Origin of the sequence: Novosphingobium sp. PY1, from assembly GCF_017312445.1 — a bacterium.
In the GTDB taxonomy this organism is placed as follows: Bacteria; Pseudomonadota; Alphaproteobacteria; order Sphingomonadales; family Sphingomonadaceae; genus Novosphingobium.
In genome coordinates, this window is sequence record NZ_BLTI01000004.1 from 235628 (window position 1) to 251032 (window position 15405).

The window sequence follows — 15405 nt, forward strand, 5'->3', positions numbered from 1 at the left end:
GCGGGTGGAGAGGGGAGGGCGGAGCGTGGAAGCCCCGCCCGATCCCGTTACTCCGCCGCTTCGGCCAGGCCGTCGTCGTCCTCGTCGTCGTGGCTCTTGAGCTCGACGTTGAGGCCCAGCGAGCGCATTTCCTTGACGAGAACGTTGAAGCTCTCGGGGATGCCCGCCTCGAAGGTGTCGTCGCCCTTGACGATCGCTTCGTAGACCTTGGTGCGGCCGACCACGTCGTCCGACTTCACGGTGAGCATTTCCTGCAGCGTGTAGGCTGCACCGTAGGCCTGGAGTGCCCAGACCTCCATCTCACCGAAGCGCTGGCCGCCGAACTGCGCCTTACCGCCCAGCGGCTGCTGGGTGACGAGCGAGTAGGGGCCGATCGAACGGGCGTGGATCTTGTCGTCGACAAGGTGGTGCAGCTTGAGCACGTACTTGTAGCCGACAGTGACCTTGCGGTCGAACGCCTCGCCGGTGCGGCCGTCGAGGAGCGTGACCTGGCCCGATTCATCGAGCCCGGCGAGCTTGAGCATGGCCGAGACGTCGGCTTCCACCGCGCCGTCGAACACCGGGGTGCCCATGGGCACGCCGGCACGCACGTTCTGCGCCAGTTCCACGATCTGCTCGGGCGTGCGCGCGTCGATCTCGGCGGTGTAGTTCTCGCCGTAGATCTCCTTGAGCACTTCCTTCACGGCTTCGGGCGGCTGACCGGCAACCGGGTCGGGGTTGGCGGCGCGCCATGCGTCGAGCGCCTCGCCGACCTTGCTGCCAAGGCCACGAGCGGCCCAGCCGAGGTGCGTTTCGAAGATCTGCCCGACGTTCATGCGCGAAGGCACGCCCAGCGGGTTGAGTACGAAGTCGACCGGGGTGCCGTCCTCGAGGAAGGGCATGTCCTCCTGCGGCAGGATGCGGCTGATGATACCCTTGTTACCGTGACGACCGGCCATCTTGTCGCCCGGCTGCAGCTTGCGCTTCACCGCAACGAAGACCTTGACCATCTTGAGTACGCCCGGAGCGAGTTCGTCACCGCGCTCGAGCTTCTCCTTGCGATCCTCGAACTTCTCCTGGATCGCCTTGACGGTCGCGTCGTACTGGGCCTTCACCGCTTCGAGCTGCGACTGCATGTGGTCGTCGGCGACCGCAAACTTCCACCATTCGTGCTTCTCGACTTCGCCGAGAATGGCCTCGTCGATCTCGATGCCCTTCTTCACGCCCTTGGGCGCCGAAGCGGCCACCTGGCCGATCAGCATTTCCTGCAGGCGGTTGTAGGTCGCACGGTTGAGGATGGCGCGTTCGTCCTCGCGGTCCTTGGCGAGGCGTTCGATTTCCTCGTTCTGGATCGCGCGGGTACGGTCGTCGATCTCGATGCCGTGGCGGTTGAAGACGCGCACGTCGACAATGGTGCCCGAAACGCCCGGCGGCAGGCGCAGCGAGGTGTCGCGAACGTCCGAGGCCTTTTCACCGAAGATGGCGCGCAGGAGCTTTTCTTCCGGCGTCATCGGGCTTTCGCCCTTCGGGGTGATCTTGCCGACGAGGATGTCACCCGGGTGCACTTCGGCGCCGATGTAGACGATGCCCGCTTCGTCGAGGTTGCGCAGCGCTTCCTCGCCGACGTTCGGGATGTCGCGGGTGATGTCTTCCGGACCCAGCTTGGTATCGCGGGCCATCACTTCGAACTCATCGATGTGGATCGACGTGAACACGTCGTCCTTCACGATCCGCTCGGAGATGAGGATGGAGTCTTCGTAGTTGTAGCCGTTCCAGGGCATGAACGCGACCAGCACGTTGCGGCCCAGGGCCAGTTCGCCGAACTCGGTCGACGGGCCGTCGGCGATGATGTCGCCGGCCTCGACGACGTCGCCCACCTTCACCAGCGGACGCTGGTTGATGCAGGTCGACTGGTTCGAACGCTCGAACTTCTGCAGGCGGTAGATGTCGACGCCCGACTTGCCGGCCTCGATGTCACCCGCGGCGCGGATGACGATACGGGTGGCGTCGACCTGGTCGATTACGCCGCCGCGCTGCGCAGAGATCGCGGCGCCGGAATCGCGGGCGACGGTCTCTTCCATGCCGGTGCCGACGTAAGGCGCATCGGCCTTGACGAGCGGAACGGCCTGACGCTGCATGTTCGAGCCCATCAGAGCGCGGTTGGCGTCGTCGTTTTCCAGGAACGGAATGAGCGAGGCGGCCACCGAGACGAGCTGCTTGGGCGAAACGTCCATCAGCGTGATCTGGTCGCGCGGGCTCATCACGAATTCGCCGTTCTGGCGAGCCGAGACGAGTTCCTCGACGAACGAACCGTCGGTGTTGAGTTCGGCCGAAGCCTGCGCGACGGTGTGCTTCTGCTCTTCCATCGCCGAGAGGTACACGACCTCGCCGGAGACCTTGCCGTCCACGACCTTGCGGTACGGGGTTTCGATGAAGCCGTACTTGTTGACGCGTGCGAAGGTCGACAGCGAGTTGATCAGACCGATGTTCGGGCCTTCCGGCGTCTCGATCGGGCAGATGCGGCCGTAGTGGGTCGGGTGAACGTCGCGGACTTCGAAGCCGGCGCGCTCACGGGTCAGACCGCCCGGGCCAAGCGCCGAGACGCGGCGCTTGTGGGTGACTTCCGAGAGCGGGTTGGTCTGGTCCATGAACTGCGAGAGCTGCGAGGAACCGAAGAACTCGCGAACGGCAGCCACGGCGGGCTTGGCGTTGATGAGGTCGTTGGGCATCACGGTCGAGACGTCGACCGAGCTCATGCGTTCCTTGACGGCGCGCTCCATGCGCAGCAGGCCGACGCGGTACTGGTTTTCCAGCAGCTCGCCCACCGAACGCACGCGGCGGTTGCCGAGATTGTCGATGTCGTCGATCTCGCCCTTGCCGTCCTTGAGATTCACCAGTTCCTTGACCACCGCGAGGATGTCATCGGTGCGCAGGGTGGTGACGGTGTCCTCGACTTCGAGGCCGAGGCGCATGTTCAGCTTGACGCGGCCGACGGCCGAAAGGTCATAGCGGTCGCCGTCGAAGAACAGGCCTTCGAACAGGGCTTCGGCGGTTTCCTTCGTCGGCGGTTCGCCCGGGCGCATGACCTTGTAGATGGCCTCGAGACCCATGTCGCGGTTCTCGGCCTTGTCCACCTTCATGGTGTTGCGGATCCACGGACCGGTGTTGACGTCGTCGATGTCCAGCAGGTTGAGCTGGTCGATGCCGGCAGCGTCGATCACCTCGAGGTTTTCCGGCGTTACTTCGTCGCCTGCCTCGATGTAGATGCGGCCGGTGGACTCGTCGATCATGTCCTCGGCGATGTAGCGGCCGAAGATTTCCTCGGTCGGGATGAGGAGTTCCTCAAGACCGTCCTTCTGCGCCTTGTTGGCGGCACGCGGGCTGATCTTGTGACCGGCGCCGAACACGACTTCGCCCGACTTGGCATCGACGATGTCGAAGGCCGGCTTCAGGCCGCGCCAGTGCTCGGGGGTGAAGGGCAGGCGCCAGCCGCCTTCGCCGCGCTTCCAGGTGACGGTGTTGTAGAAGTGGTCGAGGATCTGCTCGCTGTCGAGGCCCAGGGCATAGAGCAGCGAGGTGACCGGCAGCTTGCGCTTGCGGTCGATACGAACGTTGACGTTGTCCTTGGCGTCGAACTCGAAGTCCAGCCACGAACCGCGATACGGGATCACGCGGGCAGCGAAGAGGAACTTGCCCGAGGAGTGCGTCTTGCCGCGGTCATGGTCGAACAGCACGCCCGGCGAACGGTGCATCTGCGAAACGATGACGCGCTCGGTGCCATTGATGAAGAAGGTGCCGTTCTCGGTCATGAGCGGCATGTCGCCCATGTACACGTCCTGCTCCTTGATATCGAGCACGGAGCGGGTCTCGGTTTCCTGGTCCACCTCGAACACGATCAGGCGCAGCGTGACCTTCATCGGGGCCGCGTAGGTGATGCCGCGCTGGCGGCACTCGGTCACGTCGTACTTCGGCTCTTCCAGTTCGTAGTGCACGAAGTCGAGTTCGCTGGTGCCGGCGAAGTCACGGATCGGGAACACCGAACGCAGCGTCTTTTCCAGGCCCGAAACGTAGCCGACCGAAGGATCGGAACGCAGGAACTGCTCGTAGCTCTCGCGCTGGACCTCGATGAGGTTGGGCATCTGGACGACTTCGTGGATGTCGCCGAAGATCTTGCGGATCCGCTTCTTCGCGGAGCGGCGGGGTTCGAGGGGCTTGGTCGCCATGTGGGGTTCTTGCCTCTTCGCTTCTCAAAAGGGACCGATTCGTGATGAACGGTCCGGAAAAATTTCGTCTTCGCGAGGACGATTTTCCGCCCGATGGACGGATCACCTGAAACACCAAAAGGCCGCTCGGCATGCCCGGAATCCCGAGCATCGGGGTCCGAAGCGGCCTGCAGCCTCTGCGTCAGATGAATACCCGGACCGCTTCCTTCCTGGACGTGTCCCCGCGCATGGACCCGCCTTGCTCGAAGCGCCGAGCGAGGTGTGCATATAGGAGTGCGCCCCTGCACTGTCAAACGATCCCATGGCCACCTCGCGAAGGCGAAGCGGGGGCAGGTGGATTTGCGGTGCGCGAGCGACCGGTGGAGCATTCATGGCGTTGATCCGATGCGATATTCACGCGTTGGCTGCGATTTTCCGGTGAACGTCAAATGAACGCACTGTCATGCGCTGACAGGGCAACTACAGTGTCTGACCGTCCAAGTATCAATTCGTCGCATTTGGCCTGTCGACTTGTCCTATATTGGCGGTCTTGACGGTAACTCTTTCAAGTCGGCGCGCATTGTACCGGGCATGACAGAAGTACGCACACGTTCGCCCCGCGCCCTGACGGCGGTTGCCGCTGTCCTGGCGCTTGGTTCCACGCCGGTCCTGGCGCAGGACAGTGGGGCGTCCGCGCCCGCGCTGAGCCTGCCGCAGGACGTGAACACCGCTTCGCCCGTCGACGCATCGAGATCGGCGGCCCCGGTCACGAACTCAGCCGAGCAGCCGCCTGCGGTCCAGCCTGGCATCGTGCTCCCGCAGGCGCAGCCGGCACGGGATGCATCGGTTCCGCAGCCGGCAGTTATGCCGGTGGCGCCCGTGGTTGAGCCCGAGACCACGACCGCCAGTTCCGCAGCTGCGAACGGTCCAGCGGATGCCGCGCCCGAAGAGCGCAGCCAGGCCCAGCGCACGACGGCAAGCGAACCGAACGCGCGCGGCGCAAGCCGAGGCCGCGCCGCGGAGCCGGTTGCCGTGCCCAGCGAAGGCCGGGTCGGTACGGCCGCCGACGGCGCGCTTGCGCAGGGCGATGTTGCAGACCCGGTGCCGGCCTCGCCGCTCGGTACGGTCCCGCCTGCCGATGCCGATGCCGGTGTCGATGCCGGCGCTGCGATCGATACGCCCCCGGCCGATGACGGCGGCGACTTGCCCGTCGAGGGGATTCTCGGCCTGCTTGCCGCGGCAGGCATAGCCGGTGCGGGCATCATGGCCATGCGTTCGCGCCGCAAGCGGGTTTGCCAGCCTCGCTCGCGTGAGCCTTTGCCCGGGTCGTACAAGCCCGCTGCCGCCTATCGCCCGGCCTCGGCCTCTGCTGCCGCTTCGGCGTCGAACGCTTCGAGGGCTGCGGCCATGACGGCCGGTGGTTCGGCGGCCATGGGAAGTCCTGCTGCGACCGCCCCGGCAAGTCGCCCGCTCGAGCGCAAGGTCCAGGCCCCGGTCGCAGACAGCGGACCGGTTCCGACCGGTGAGGAGCGCCGCGAACTGCTCGAAAGCATGGCAGCGGCGCCGCCGGACGCCGGCAACCCCTTCACCTCGCGCAAGGCTCGCTTGCGCCGCGCGCGGATCCAGCTCCAGCACCGCGAACACCTGCAAAAGCAGGGAATGGCCCAGTCCTTCGACTGGCGCACCTACCGGCCTGCGACCAAACCCTCCACCCCTACGCCCCCACTGGTCGAGGCCTGATCGCCAGCCGCCAATCCCTCGGGCGGCCGGTGACGACGGGGCGACTCCCAGCGAGTCGCCCCGTTTTTTCGCGTGCTTTCGGCGCGCGGGTCCAGGCGCTGCCGCCGCCAGGCCGGGCTTGAGGTCCTTGTTTTTCCGTAATTCGATGAGTGAATTATCGTTTTTCAATATTATTGTTTGACAATAAGGCGGTGTAAAATTATTGATTATCGATATTGAACATATCGGAGAACGAACAATGACCACTTACAACGTGCAAGCCGCATCCCGTCCCGCAGCCGTCGTCATGGCCCTTACCTTCATGGCTGCCTTCTGGGTCCCCACCCTGTCGAGCCCGTCGCAGGCTGCCACGGTGCAAGCCGCCGCTTCCGTCCGGGGTGATGCGATCGTCGTCGGCTATGTCGCGCCGACGCTGATGTGATCTGAAAAGGAGGTTGCCGACATGAACGCCATCACCCGCCTCGCCAACGATCCCCTCCTGTCGATCGCCAAGGGGATCCTTTACTTCCTGATGGTCGCGATGGGCGTGGGCGCCGCGGGGTGCCTGGCGGGAATGATCGGCCTCTTCGCCTTTCCCGGACAGATCTCCGTCGAATTGGGCAAGGATGCTCCTGGCTTCGATTTCGTGCAGTTCCGCTGGCTGCTGGAGCTGGTGCTAGCCCTCGCCATCGCGCTGCTCGCGATGCTGGGCATGATCTTGCTGCACCTCAAGCGCATCGTTGATACGGTCGGGCAGGGCGATCCCTTCGTGCCCGACAACGCGACGCGGCTGACCCGGATGGCGTGGCTTTCGCTCGCGGTGCAGCTTGTCAGCCTGCCGATCTCCGGGCTCGGCACGTGGATCCACAAGGTCACCGAAGGCGTAGGCGCCGACAAGGGCGATTTCCAGATCGATGGCGGGGTCGACGGCAATGGCCTGCTGCTGATGCTGATTCTCTTCATTCTTGCCCGTGTCTTCCGTAAGGGCGCCGAGATGCGCGCCGAGCTGGAAGGAACCGTCTAATGCCCGAGGATACAGTCGATGGGGGCACTATCGTGGTTCGTCTCGATGACCTGCTCTACGCCCGCCGCATGACCCTGACGCAGCTGGCAGAGCGCATCGGCATTACCCTGGCCAACCTCTCGATCCTCAAGACCGGCAAGGCCAAGGCGATCCGTTTCTCCACGCTCGAGGCGATCTGCCGCGAGCTGGAGTGCCAGCCCGGGGACCTGTTGGGGTACGAGCCGGTCGGCGCGGGGGCGTCCTCGGAGGCCTGAGGCCACCCATCCGCAAGAACGGCGCGGCGCCCGACTTCCCCGTCCGGCGCCGCACGGCTTTGCTTGACTCTCCGGTGCAAATCGGCCAATGGCCCGCTCCGACCGGCAGGCCCTGCGCCTGTCGATCATCCGTCCGAGACAGTTGGTGCCGTTTTGCGGCTTAATTTCCAGCCTAGACGGGGAACAGGAAATTTTCCGGCCCCTCGCTCCTTTTCGAAGCGTGGTGCCCAGATCGTGCTTCGGCACGAGAACTCCTTCCCCATCGACAACGGACTCGCCCGAAGTGCTTTTGCGCTTCGGACAAACGTAGCCGGCCGTGCGGGGCGAAACCCCCAAGCGGTCACATGTGAAGGAGTAAGGCATGGATCGTTCGCAGAAAGCCGAATCGGTCGCCCAGCTCAACGCGGTCTTCAACGAGGTCGGCGTGGTGGTCATCACCCGCAACCTCGGCATGTCGGTGGCCCAGTCCACCGAACTGCGCAACAAGATCCGTGAAGCCGGTGCGTCCTACAAGGTTGCGAAGAACCGTCTTGCCAAGCTTGCCATCGCGGACACCGACTACGTCGGTATCGGCGACTTCCTGACCGGCCCGACGGCCATCGCCACTTCGGTGGACCCCGTCGCAGCCGCCAAGGCCGTCGTCGATTTCGCCAAGACGACCGACAAGATCGAGATCGTCGGCGGCGCGATGGGTTCGCAGGTTCTGAACGCGGACGGCGTCAAGGCTCTCGCCTCGATGCCCTCGCTCGACGAACTGCGCGCCAAGCTCATCGGTCTCGTCCAGGCTCCGGCCACGAAGATCGCCCAGCTTTCGACCGCTCCGGCGGCCAAGCTGGCCCGTGTCTTCGGCGCCTACGCCGCCAAGGACGCTGCCTGAGCGCAAGTCGAAGCAATTCGATTCGAAACGATTTATCCCGCCTGGTTGCATGAGGCACCGGCGGGACCACAGATCAGGAGTTAATTATCATGGCCGATATCGCCAAGCTTGTTGAAGAACTGTCGCAGCTGACCGTCCTCGAGGCCGCTGACCTCGCCAAGGCTCTCGAAGAAGCATGGGGCGTGAGCGCCGCTGCTGCCGTGGCCGTTGCCGCTGCTCCGGCCGGTGGCGAAGCCGCTGCCGTTGAAGAGAAGACCGAATTCGACGTCGTCCTCACCGGCGACGGTGGCAAGAAGATCCAGGTCATCAAGGAAGTCCGCGCCATCACCGGCCTGGGCCTCGCTGAAGCCAAGGCTCTCGTTGAAGGCGCTCCCAAGCCCGTCAAGGAAGGCGTCAACAAGGCTGAAGCCGAAGAGATCAAGAAGAAGATCGAAGAAGCCGGCGGCACCGTCGAGCTCAAGTAATCTTCTTTCCGGATTTTTCGGAACGAAACAGGGAAGGGCGGCTCCATTGGGGCCGCCCTTTTCCTTTGCGCGCCGTTCTGCTCGCTGTCCCGGCAATGTCGCGCGCCGCGAAAGGCAACCACGGTTCCCTTTCGTCATGATTCTTGGCATGGTCGATCCCCGCCCACGTGGCAGCTGAAGGGACGCATGGCCTACCGCTTCAAAGCCAGGGACAGCTCGGTGGAACATGCCGTGCGCCGCATCGCGCGCGAGCAGGCAGCCCGCGCGCTCAGTGCGATCGAGCATGAACCTGCGGCCGTTGCCACGCACGAAGTGCGCAAGTCCTGCAAGAAGATCCGCGCGCTGATCCGCCTCGTGCGGCCGGCGTTTCCCGACTATGCGACTGAAAATACTCGTTTCCGGGACATGGCCAGGCTCATGGCGGGCTCGCGCGATGCCAAGGTCGTGGCCGATACCTGCAGGATGCTGATCGAGCATGCCCCGGGGGATCAGGGGCAGGACATGTTCGCACCGGTGCTGGAAGAGCTGGAAGCGGCGGGAAGCGGGCTCGTGCAGGGCGAGGTCGAAGACGCCCATCTCGAAAAGGTGCGGGTCCTGCTTGAAGAGAGCCGTGAGCAGGCCGCAGACTGGTCAGTCGAGGAAAAGGGCTGGGACGCGATCGGCGCAGGGCTGAGCAAGGTTCTTCACCGCGCTGGCAAGGCAGCGCAAGTTGCGGCGGCCGATCCGAGCGCGGCAAACTTCCATGAACTGCGTAAGCGCATGAAATACCACTGGTATCACACGCGCCTGCTGGTGCAGATCTGGCCCGAGATCATGAATGCGCGGGCGGCCCAACTCAGCCTGCTGGCCGATAATCTGGGGCTCCATCACGACATTGCCGTTTTCGAGCGGAGGCTGGTCGAACTTCACGCCGGTGGCGCGCATCCTCATGCGGTGGCCAGTCTGCAGTTGCTCGCCTTGGAGCGTCGCGAGACGCTCGAACGGGCGAGCAAACCCCTGATCGAGCGGATCCTCGCGCAGTCGGCCGAGCACCTCGAGGGGTATTGGTGGTCCCTGTGGCAGATCTGGCGCGCCGGGACCGCGCACAAGAGGGACTGAGCGGGCCATGGCAATCGAGATCGAACGCAAGTTCCTGGTCGAGGGCGAAGGCTGGCGCGGCGCGGTCGTCGCGAAGAAGCGCATCCGCCAGGCTTACCTGTCCAATGGCGGAAAGGCGGGCGTGCGAATCCGCATCATCGACGAGGATCGGGCCAAGCTGACGATCAAGTCCCGGGGTAAGGCGGGCGGCAAGGCGCTTTCGCGCTCCGAGTTCGAATACCAGGTGCCGCTCGAGGATGCGCGGGCGATGCTGGAGCTGAGGCGCGGCCTGATCATCGACAAGGTACGCCACCTCGTTCCGGCCGGTGGCGGGCGGACCTGGGAGATCGACGTCTTTGCCGGCGAGCACGAAGGACTGGTCCTAGCCGAGATCGAGCTGGGCTCTGCCGAGGAAGCAGTGGATCTGCCGGAATGGATCGGGCGCGAGGTGACATCGGACCCGCGCTACAGCAACGCGGCGCTCGCACAGGGCGGCTGAGCATCGGGTAATCTGCGGTTCAGGTTGAGGGGATAAGTTTCATCTTCGCAACGGGTTGAGTCACAGGAGATCCCTCAATGCGAATTGCCCCCCGCAATTATGTGATCGGCGCCGCGATCCTGGCGGTGCTTGGCGCCGGCGTTGCAGAAGCCGCCACGGCAAGGCTCCATTCGATGAAGGTCGAAGCGCCCGATGGCGCGGTGGTCCATGTCCAGTACACCGGCGATATTGTGCCCAAGGTGGAAATCGTCCCGGTCGATCGGGACGTCTCCGCCCTTCGGGCCTATCCGGCCAGCGCCGATCCAGAGCCGATGCTCATGGCGGATCCCTTCGCCGGCATGGAGCGCATCTCGGCCATCATGGATGCGATGATGCAGCGGGCCGCGCTCATGCAGCGGGCCGCGCTCATGCAGCGGCAGGCCGCGCAGATGCAGGCGCAGGCAGCGGCGACACCTGCGGTTGCCGGCAATGCCGCGCCCGGCTTCACCATGGTCGGTGACATGCCGCAGGGCATGCACGTGACCTACTATTCATCCACGACGAGTGCAGACGGCTGCACCCGCACCGTGTCTTATAGCTCCGAGGGTTCGGGCACCGCCCCGAAGATGGTCCAGGCGGCATCCGACGCCTGCGATGCCGCCGATGCGAGCGGTTCGGCGATGCCCGCCGCTATTCCCGCCAAGGCCGAAGCGCCGGCCAAGGCGCCCGAAGCACTCGGCCAGAAAGTCTGAAGTCCCCCGCAAGGCCCCTGCAAGCAATGTGTCCCGACTGAAAAGGGGCGGCCCGGAACCCTTCCGCGCCGCCCCTCTTTTCATCGGGAAATGACCCGTGCCCGCGAGACTTATTTCAGCGTCTCGAGATAGTCGATGATTTCCTTGCGCTTGGCGGCATCGGGCTGGCTGATGACCATCTTGGTGCCGGGAACCATCTTGAGCGGACCCGACAACCAGGTGTCCAGCGTACTGCGGTTCCAGGTGATCCCGGACTTCGCAAGTGCAGGCGAGAAGTTGTAGCCTGCGACCTCACCGGCCTTGCTGCCGACGATGCCGAAAAGGGTCGGGCCAACGCCGTTCTTGCCGGGTTCGACCGAGTGGCAGACCTTGCACTGCGTGAAGGAGGGGGGCGGCGTGGCGGGCGCCGTGGCCGCAGCCGATACCATCTTGGCGGCAGGTGCTGCCGCGGTTGCCTTCGCTTCGGCTTGCGGCTTGGCCGTTTCTGCCACTTCAGGGATGGAATCCTTCTGCATGGCAGCGTCCGGCGTTGCAGCGTCCGGCGTTGCGGATGCGATAGCCGCTTCCTCGCTCGATGCCTGTTGCGCCGGTTCGCTCCCGGCGTCCTGAGTTGCGGTATCGGTCGTGGCTTCGGTCTCGGAGCCGCCGCATGCGGCGAGCAGCGTCATAGGGGCAATGGCAAGCAGGAAGCTGGAACGCATTGAAATTTCTCCTTCGCGGGCATTCGTATCGCACTGATCCGGGGAATGAAAGCTTGCGCAAGCCGGCGCGAGAATGCCTTGCCATGGGAATTTGCTTCCGTTGTTTGGCCGCTCGGCCTATCGCGCCGCTCCGCAATGACGAAGTTGGTCCGCTCCTCGACTCTGCGCAGCGAATTGCGCGCCACCCTGCGTCTTGCGGGCCCCTTGGCGCTGGCCAACCTGCTGCAGATGGCAGTCTTTGCCACCGACGTCATTTTCGTGGCGCGGCTCGGCCAGCAGGCGCTTGCCGCGTCGAGCCTTGCCATCGCTCTGATCGCAGTAATGATGATGGGGCTGAACGGGGTGACCAGTGCGGTCGCGCCGCTGATCGCCGCCGAACTGGGGCGGCGCAGCAATGCAGTGCGCGAAGTGCGTCGCTCGACGCGCATGGCGCTGTGGGTGGCGGTCATTCTCGGCATCGCCGGATTTCTCGTCAGCCTGAAGGGTGAGTGGCTGATGCTGGCGACCGGTCAGGACCCCGAAGTCTCTGCGCTTGCGGGCCATTTTCTCGTGATCGTGTCGATCGCAATGACGCCGATGGCGGTGTCCAACGTGCTGCGCACCTTCGTTTCGGCGCTCGGGCGGCCGGTTTTCGCGACGCTGATCACCGCGCTGTCGATCCTCGTGAATGCGCTGGGCAACTATACGCTGGTCTTCGGCCATTTCGGGGCGCCGGCTCTGGGGCTGACGGGCTCGGCACTGTCGAGCATCATCACCGCCTGCATTGCGGTGCTGGCCTACTCCATCGCAATCGCGCGGGACCGCAACCTGCGACGCTTCCACATCTTCGGTCGCTGGTGGCGGCCGGAGTGGAGCCGCCTGCGCCAGATTCTCGCGCTCGGGCTGCCGATCGCGCTGACGCTGATTGCGGAAGGCGGCCTGTTCAGCGGGGCGGCCTTCCTGATGGGCCGCATCGGCGAGGCGCAACTGGCCGCGCACACCCTTGCGCTGCAGATCGCTTCCTTCGCTTTCCAGGTGCCGTTCGGCATCGGCCAGGCCGCGACGATCCGGGTCGGTTATCACTACGGTGCGGCCAATCGCCTCGCCATCGGCCATGCCGGCTGGGCGGCGATCATCATCGGTCTGGCGTTCACCTCGGCCTCGGCCGGCGCGATGCTGGCGTTCCCGAAGCTGATCCTCTCGGCCTACATCGACGTGTCGGCGCCCGCGAATGCGGCGCTGATCGCCTTTGCCCTGCGCTACCTGTTCGTCGCCGCAATCTTCCAGCTGACCGACGGACTGCAGGCGGTAGGCGCGGGGGCGCTGCGCGGCATCCAGGACACCCGGGTGCCGATGACCATCGCCATCTTCGGCTATTGGGCAGCCGGTTTCGGGGTTTCGGTGGTCCTTGCGTTCTGGACCCCGCTGGAAGGGGTGGGCGTCTGGATCGGCCTCGCCGTCGGCCTGACCGTGGCGGCGATACTGCTGCTCGCCCGCTGGCACTGGCGCGATCGCTTCGGTCTCGTGCCCGCGTAACGCAGGCATTTCGCCCCGCCGGAGCGCGGTTGCGTCCGATTCCGGGAACGGCTTGCAAATTTTTTAGCATCGAGCCGCTTGACGCCTCCGGGGCGCGAGACCATATCCCCGCCGTTGGCACTCTCAGAGCGGGAGTGCCAATTCCAGATTCTTGCTCATAGGATTAGGGAGTATCCAATGACTTTCCGCCCGCTGCACGATCGAGTTCTCGTGCGCCGCGTTGAGGCCGAAGAAAAGACGGCCGGTGGCATCATCATCCCCGACAGCGCCAAGGAAAAGCCCGCAGAGGGTGAAGTGGTCGCTGCCGGCAACGGCGCCCGCGCCGAAAACGGTACGGTTACCCCGCTCGACGTCAAGGTCGGCGATCGCGTGCTCTTCGGCAAGTGGTCCGGCACCGAAGTCAAGGTCGACGGTGAAGACCTGCTGATCATGAAGGAAAGCGACATTCTCGGCGTCATCGCCTGAGCCTGTACGCAACCATCCATCTGATATTCTAAAAGGAATTCTACAATGGCAGCCAAGGACGTAAAGTTCTCGCGCGACGCCCGCGAGCGCATTCTCGCCGGTGTCGACACCCTCGCCAATGCCGTCAAGGTGACCCTGGGCCCCAAGGGCCGCAACGTCGTCATCGAGAAGAGCTTCGGCGCTCCGCGCATCACCAAGGACGGCGTCACCGTCGCCAAGGAAATCGAACTCAAGGACAAGTTCGAGAACATGGGCGCGCAGATGATCCGCGAAGTGGCCTCGAAGGCCAACGACGCGGCCGGTGACGGCACCACTACCGCTACCGTTCTTGCCCAGGCGATCGTTCGCGAAGGCATGAAGTCGGTTGCTGCCGGCATGAACCCGATGGACCTCAAGCGCGGTATCGACCTCGCCGTGACCAAGGTCGTCGAGAACCTCAAGAGCCGTTCGAAGGACGTCTCGGGCAACGCGGAAATCGCCCAGGTCGGCGTGATCTCGGCCAATGGCGACCGTGAAGTCGGCGAGAAGATCGCCGAAGCCATGGAAAAGGTCGGCAAGGAAGGCGTGATCACCGTGGAAGAGGCCAAGGGCCTCGAATTCGAACTCGATGTCGTCGAAGGCATGCAGTTCGACCGCGGCTACCTGTCGCCCTACTTCGTCACCAACCCGGACAAGATGACTGTCGAACTCGACAATCCCTACATCCTGATCCACGAAAAGAAGCTGTCGAACCTGCAGGCGATGCTTCCGATCCTCGAAGCCGTTGTTCAGTCGGGCCGTCCCCTGCTGATCATCGCAGAGGACATCGAAGGCGAAGCCCTGGCCACTCTGGTGGTCAACAAGCTGCGCGGCGGCCTCAAGGTTGCTGCCGTCAAGGCTCCGGGCTTCGGCGATCGCCGCAAGGCCATGCTGGGCGACATCGCCACGCTGACCGCCGGTGAGATGATCTCGGAAGACCTCGGCATCAAGCTCGAGAACGTGACGCTCAACATGCTGGGCGAAGCCAAGAAGGTCACGATCGACAAGGACAACACGACCATCGTCGATGGTTCGGGTTCGGCCGAAGAGATCAAGGCCCGCGTCGAGCAGATCCGTGCGCAGATCGAAGTCACCACTTCGGACTACGACCGCGAGAAGCTGCAGGAGCGTCTTGCCAAGCTGGCTGGCGGCGTTGCCGTGATCAAGGTCGGCGGCGCTTCGGAAGTCGAAGTGAAGGAGCGCAAGGACCGCGTCGACGACGCTCTCCACGCTACCCGCGCTGCCGTTGAAGAAGGCATCGTCCCCGGTGGCGGTACCGCGCTGCTCTACGCCACCAAGGCTCTCGAAGGCCTCAAGGGCGAGAACGACGACCAGACCCGCGGCGTGGACATCATCCGCCAGTCGATCATGGCTCCGGTTCGTCAGATCGCGAGCAACGCCGGCTTCGACGGTGCGGTCGTCTCGGGCAACCTGCTGCGTGAAAACGACGAGACCCAGGGCTTCAACGCGGCTACCGACACCTACGAGAACCTCGTGGCTGCCGGCGTCATCGACCCGACCAAGGTCGTTCGCACTGCCCTGCAGGACGCGGCTTCGGTCGCCGGCCTGCTGATCACCACCGAAGCGGCGATCAGCGAAGCCAAGGAAGACAAGCCCGCCATGCCGATGCCCGACATGGGCGGCATGGGCGGCATGGGTGGCATGGGCGGCTTCTAAGCCAGCCCGGCCATCTGCCGAACGAAAACGGGCCGGGAGGAGCGATCCTCCCGGCCCTTTTCTTTGGGGTTCATGGCGGCGAAAAGGTGCGAAGGGTTCCGCTCGCGGCCGTTCCGGGCGGGTCCGGCAACATTTCCCCCAGATGAACGAATCCGTCGCAAAGGCGGCGTAAAACTGCGGCTTTGCGCAACTACTCGCAGCAT

At 64.5% G+C, this 15405-nt stretch carries 14 protein-coding genes; 12 read left to right on the plus strand and 2 right to left on the minus strand.

The annotated features are described in order from the left end of the window. Positions 1-47: 47 nt before the first annotated feature. Complete coding sequence (gene rpoB, locus J3474_RS05250; protein ID WP_207093340.1) at positions 48-4202, minus strand: DNA-directed RNA polymerase subunit beta; 4155 nt, start codon at positions 4200-4202, stop codon at positions 48-50. Between the two features lie 570 nt (positions 4203-4772). On the opposite strand from rpoB, the gene J3474_RS05255 reads away from it, so the two are divergent. The 9 genes from J3474_RS05255 to J3474_RS05295 all read left to right on the plus strand — a co-directional run bounded on the left by J3474_RS05255 (position 4773) and on the right by J3474_RS05295 (position 10826). Continuing rightward, the gene (locus tag J3474_RS05255) at positions 4773-5921 is read left to right on the plus strand and encodes a hypothetical protein (protein ID WP_207093341.1); all 1149 of its coding nucleotides are present in this window, start codon (positions 4773-4775) and stop codon (positions 5919-5921) included. A 238-nt stretch (positions 5922-6159) separates the two neighbouring features. Continuing rightward, positions 6160-6342 (plus strand): hypothetical protein, encoded by a 183-nt coding sequence (locus tag J3474_RS05260; RefSeq protein ID WP_041558688.1) that lies wholly within the window; start codon positions 6160-6162, stop codon positions 6340-6342. 21 nt (positions 6343-6363) lie between these two features. After that, positions 6364-6924, plus strand: coding sequence for a DUF2975 domain-containing protein (locus J3474_RS05265; RefSeq protein ID WP_013831807.1), 561 nt, complete (start codon positions 6364-6366; stop codon positions 6922-6924). Further along, positions 6924-7178, plus strand: a complete 255-nt coding sequence (locus J3474_RS05270) for a helix-turn-helix transcriptional regulator (protein WP_013831808.1) — start codon at positions 6924-6926, stop codon at positions 7176-7178. The genes J3474_RS05265 and J3474_RS05270 overlap by 1 nt, the downstream gene beginning before the upstream one ends. Before the next feature lie 361 nt (positions 7179-7539). Next, on the plus strand, positions 7540-8055 hold the full coding sequence (gene rplJ, locus J3474_RS05275; protein WP_013831809.1) for a 50S ribosomal protein L10: 516 nt from the start codon (positions 7540-7542) through the stop codon (positions 8053-8055). Between the two features lie 89 nt (positions 8056-8144). Beyond that, the gene (gene rplL / locus J3474_RS05280) at positions 8145-8519 is read left to right on the plus strand and encodes a 50S ribosomal protein L7/L12 (protein ID WP_013831810.1); all 375 of its coding nucleotides are present in this window, start codon (positions 8145-8147) and stop codon (positions 8517-8519) included. Between the two features lie 186 nt (positions 8520-8705). Continuing rightward, on the plus strand, positions 8706-9617 hold the full coding sequence (locus J3474_RS05285; protein WP_207093342.1) for a CHAD domain-containing protein: 912 nt from the start codon (positions 8706-8708) through the stop codon (positions 9615-9617). Positions 9618-9624: 7 nt separating this feature from the next. Next, positions 9625-10095: a CYTH domain-containing protein gene (locus tag J3474_RS05290; RefSeq protein WP_013831812.1), complete on the plus strand. Its 471-nt coding sequence runs from the start codon at positions 9625-9627 to the stop codon at positions 10093-10095. Between the two features lie 77 nt (positions 10096-10172). Next, positions 10173-10826 carry a hypothetical protein gene (locus J3474_RS05295; protein WP_242528204.1) on the plus strand — a complete coding sequence of 218 codons (654 nt, stop codon included), beginning with the start codon at positions 10173-10175 and terminating at the stop codon, positions 10824-10826. Positions 10827-10936: 110 nt separating this feature from the next. Here the strand turns inward: J3474_RS05295 and J3474_RS05300 are convergent, their stop codons facing one another. Continuing rightward, positions 10937-11527: a cytochrome c family protein gene (locus J3474_RS05300; protein ID WP_242528205.1), complete on the minus strand. Its 591-nt coding sequence runs from the start codon at positions 11525-11527 to the stop codon at positions 10937-10939. A 135-nt stretch (positions 11528-11662) separates the two neighbouring features. Between J3474_RS05300 and J3474_RS05305 the strand changes: the two genes are divergently transcribed. From J3474_RS05305 to groL, 3 genes are all read left to right on the plus strand, one after another. Then, entirely contained in the window at positions 11663-13042 is a 1380-nt protein-coding gene (locus J3474_RS05305) for an MATE family efflux transporter (RefSeq protein ID WP_013831815.1), read from the plus strand. Between the two features lie 177 nt (positions 13043-13219). Then, positions 13220-13507: a co-chaperone GroES gene (groES, locus tag J3474_RS05310; protein ID WP_007012467.1), complete on the plus strand. Its 288-nt coding sequence runs from the start codon at positions 13220-13222 to the stop codon at positions 13505-13507. 45 nt (positions 13508-13552) lie between these two features. Continuing rightward, entirely contained in the window at positions 13553-15202 is a 1650-nt protein-coding gene (groL, locus tag J3474_RS05315) for a chaperonin GroEL (protein ID WP_013831816.1), read from the plus strand. The last annotated feature ends 203 nt before the right edge of the window (positions 15203-15405 follow it).

Excerpts from the sequence above, each read along its gene's own strand:
- rpoB (WP_207093340.1), bottom strand. The coding sequence starts at position 4,202 with ATGGCGACCAAGCCCCTCGAACCCCGCCGCTCCGCGAAGAAGCGGATC.
- J3474_RS05255 (WP_207093341.1), top strand. The coding sequence starts at position 4,773 with ATGACAGAAGTACGCACACGTTCGCCCCGCGCCCTGACGGCGGTTGCC.
- J3474_RS05260 (WP_041558688.1), top strand. The coding sequence starts at position 6,160 with ATGACCACTTACAACGTGCAAGCCGCATCCCGTCCCGCAGCCGTCGTC.
- J3474_RS05265 (WP_013831807.1), top strand. The coding sequence starts at position 6,364 with ATGAACGCCATCACCCGCCTCGCCAACGATCCCCTCCTGTCGATCGCC.
- J3474_RS05270 (WP_013831808.1), top strand. The coding sequence starts at position 6,924 with ATGCCCGAGGATACAGTCGATGGGGGCACTATCGTGGTTCGTCTCGAT.
- rplJ (WP_013831809.1), top strand. The coding sequence starts at position 7,540 with ATGGATCGTTCGCAGAAAGCCGAATCGGTCGCCCAGCTCAACGCGGTC.
- rplL (WP_013831810.1), top strand. The coding sequence starts at position 8,145 with ATGGCCGATATCGCCAAGCTTGTTGAAGAACTGTCGCAGCTGACCGTC.
- J3474_RS05285 (WP_207093342.1), top strand. The coding sequence starts at position 8,706 with ATGGCCTACCGCTTCAAAGCCAGGGACAGCTCGGTGGAACATGCCGTG.
- J3474_RS05290 (WP_013831812.1), top strand. The coding sequence starts at position 9,625 with ATGGCAATCGAGATCGAACGCAAGTTCCTGGTCGAGGGCGAAGGCTGG.
- J3474_RS05295 (WP_242528204.1), top strand. The coding sequence starts at position 10,173 with ATGCGAATTGCCCCCCGCAATTATGTGATCGGCGCCGCGATCCTGGCG.
- J3474_RS05300 (WP_242528205.1), bottom strand. The coding sequence starts at position 11,527 with ATGCGTTCCAGCTTCCTGCTTGCCATTGCCCCTATGACGCTGCTCGCC.
- J3474_RS05305 (WP_013831815.1), top strand. The coding sequence starts at position 11,663 with ATGACGAAGTTGGTCCGCTCCTCGACTCTGCGCAGCGAATTGCGCGCC.
- groES (WP_007012467.1), top strand. The coding sequence starts at position 13,220 with ATGACTTTCCGCCCGCTGCACGATCGAGTTCTCGTGCGCCGCGTTGAG.
- groL (WP_013831816.1), top strand. The coding sequence starts at position 13,553 with ATGGCAGCCAAGGACGTAAAGTTCTCGCGCGACGCCCGCGAGCGCATT.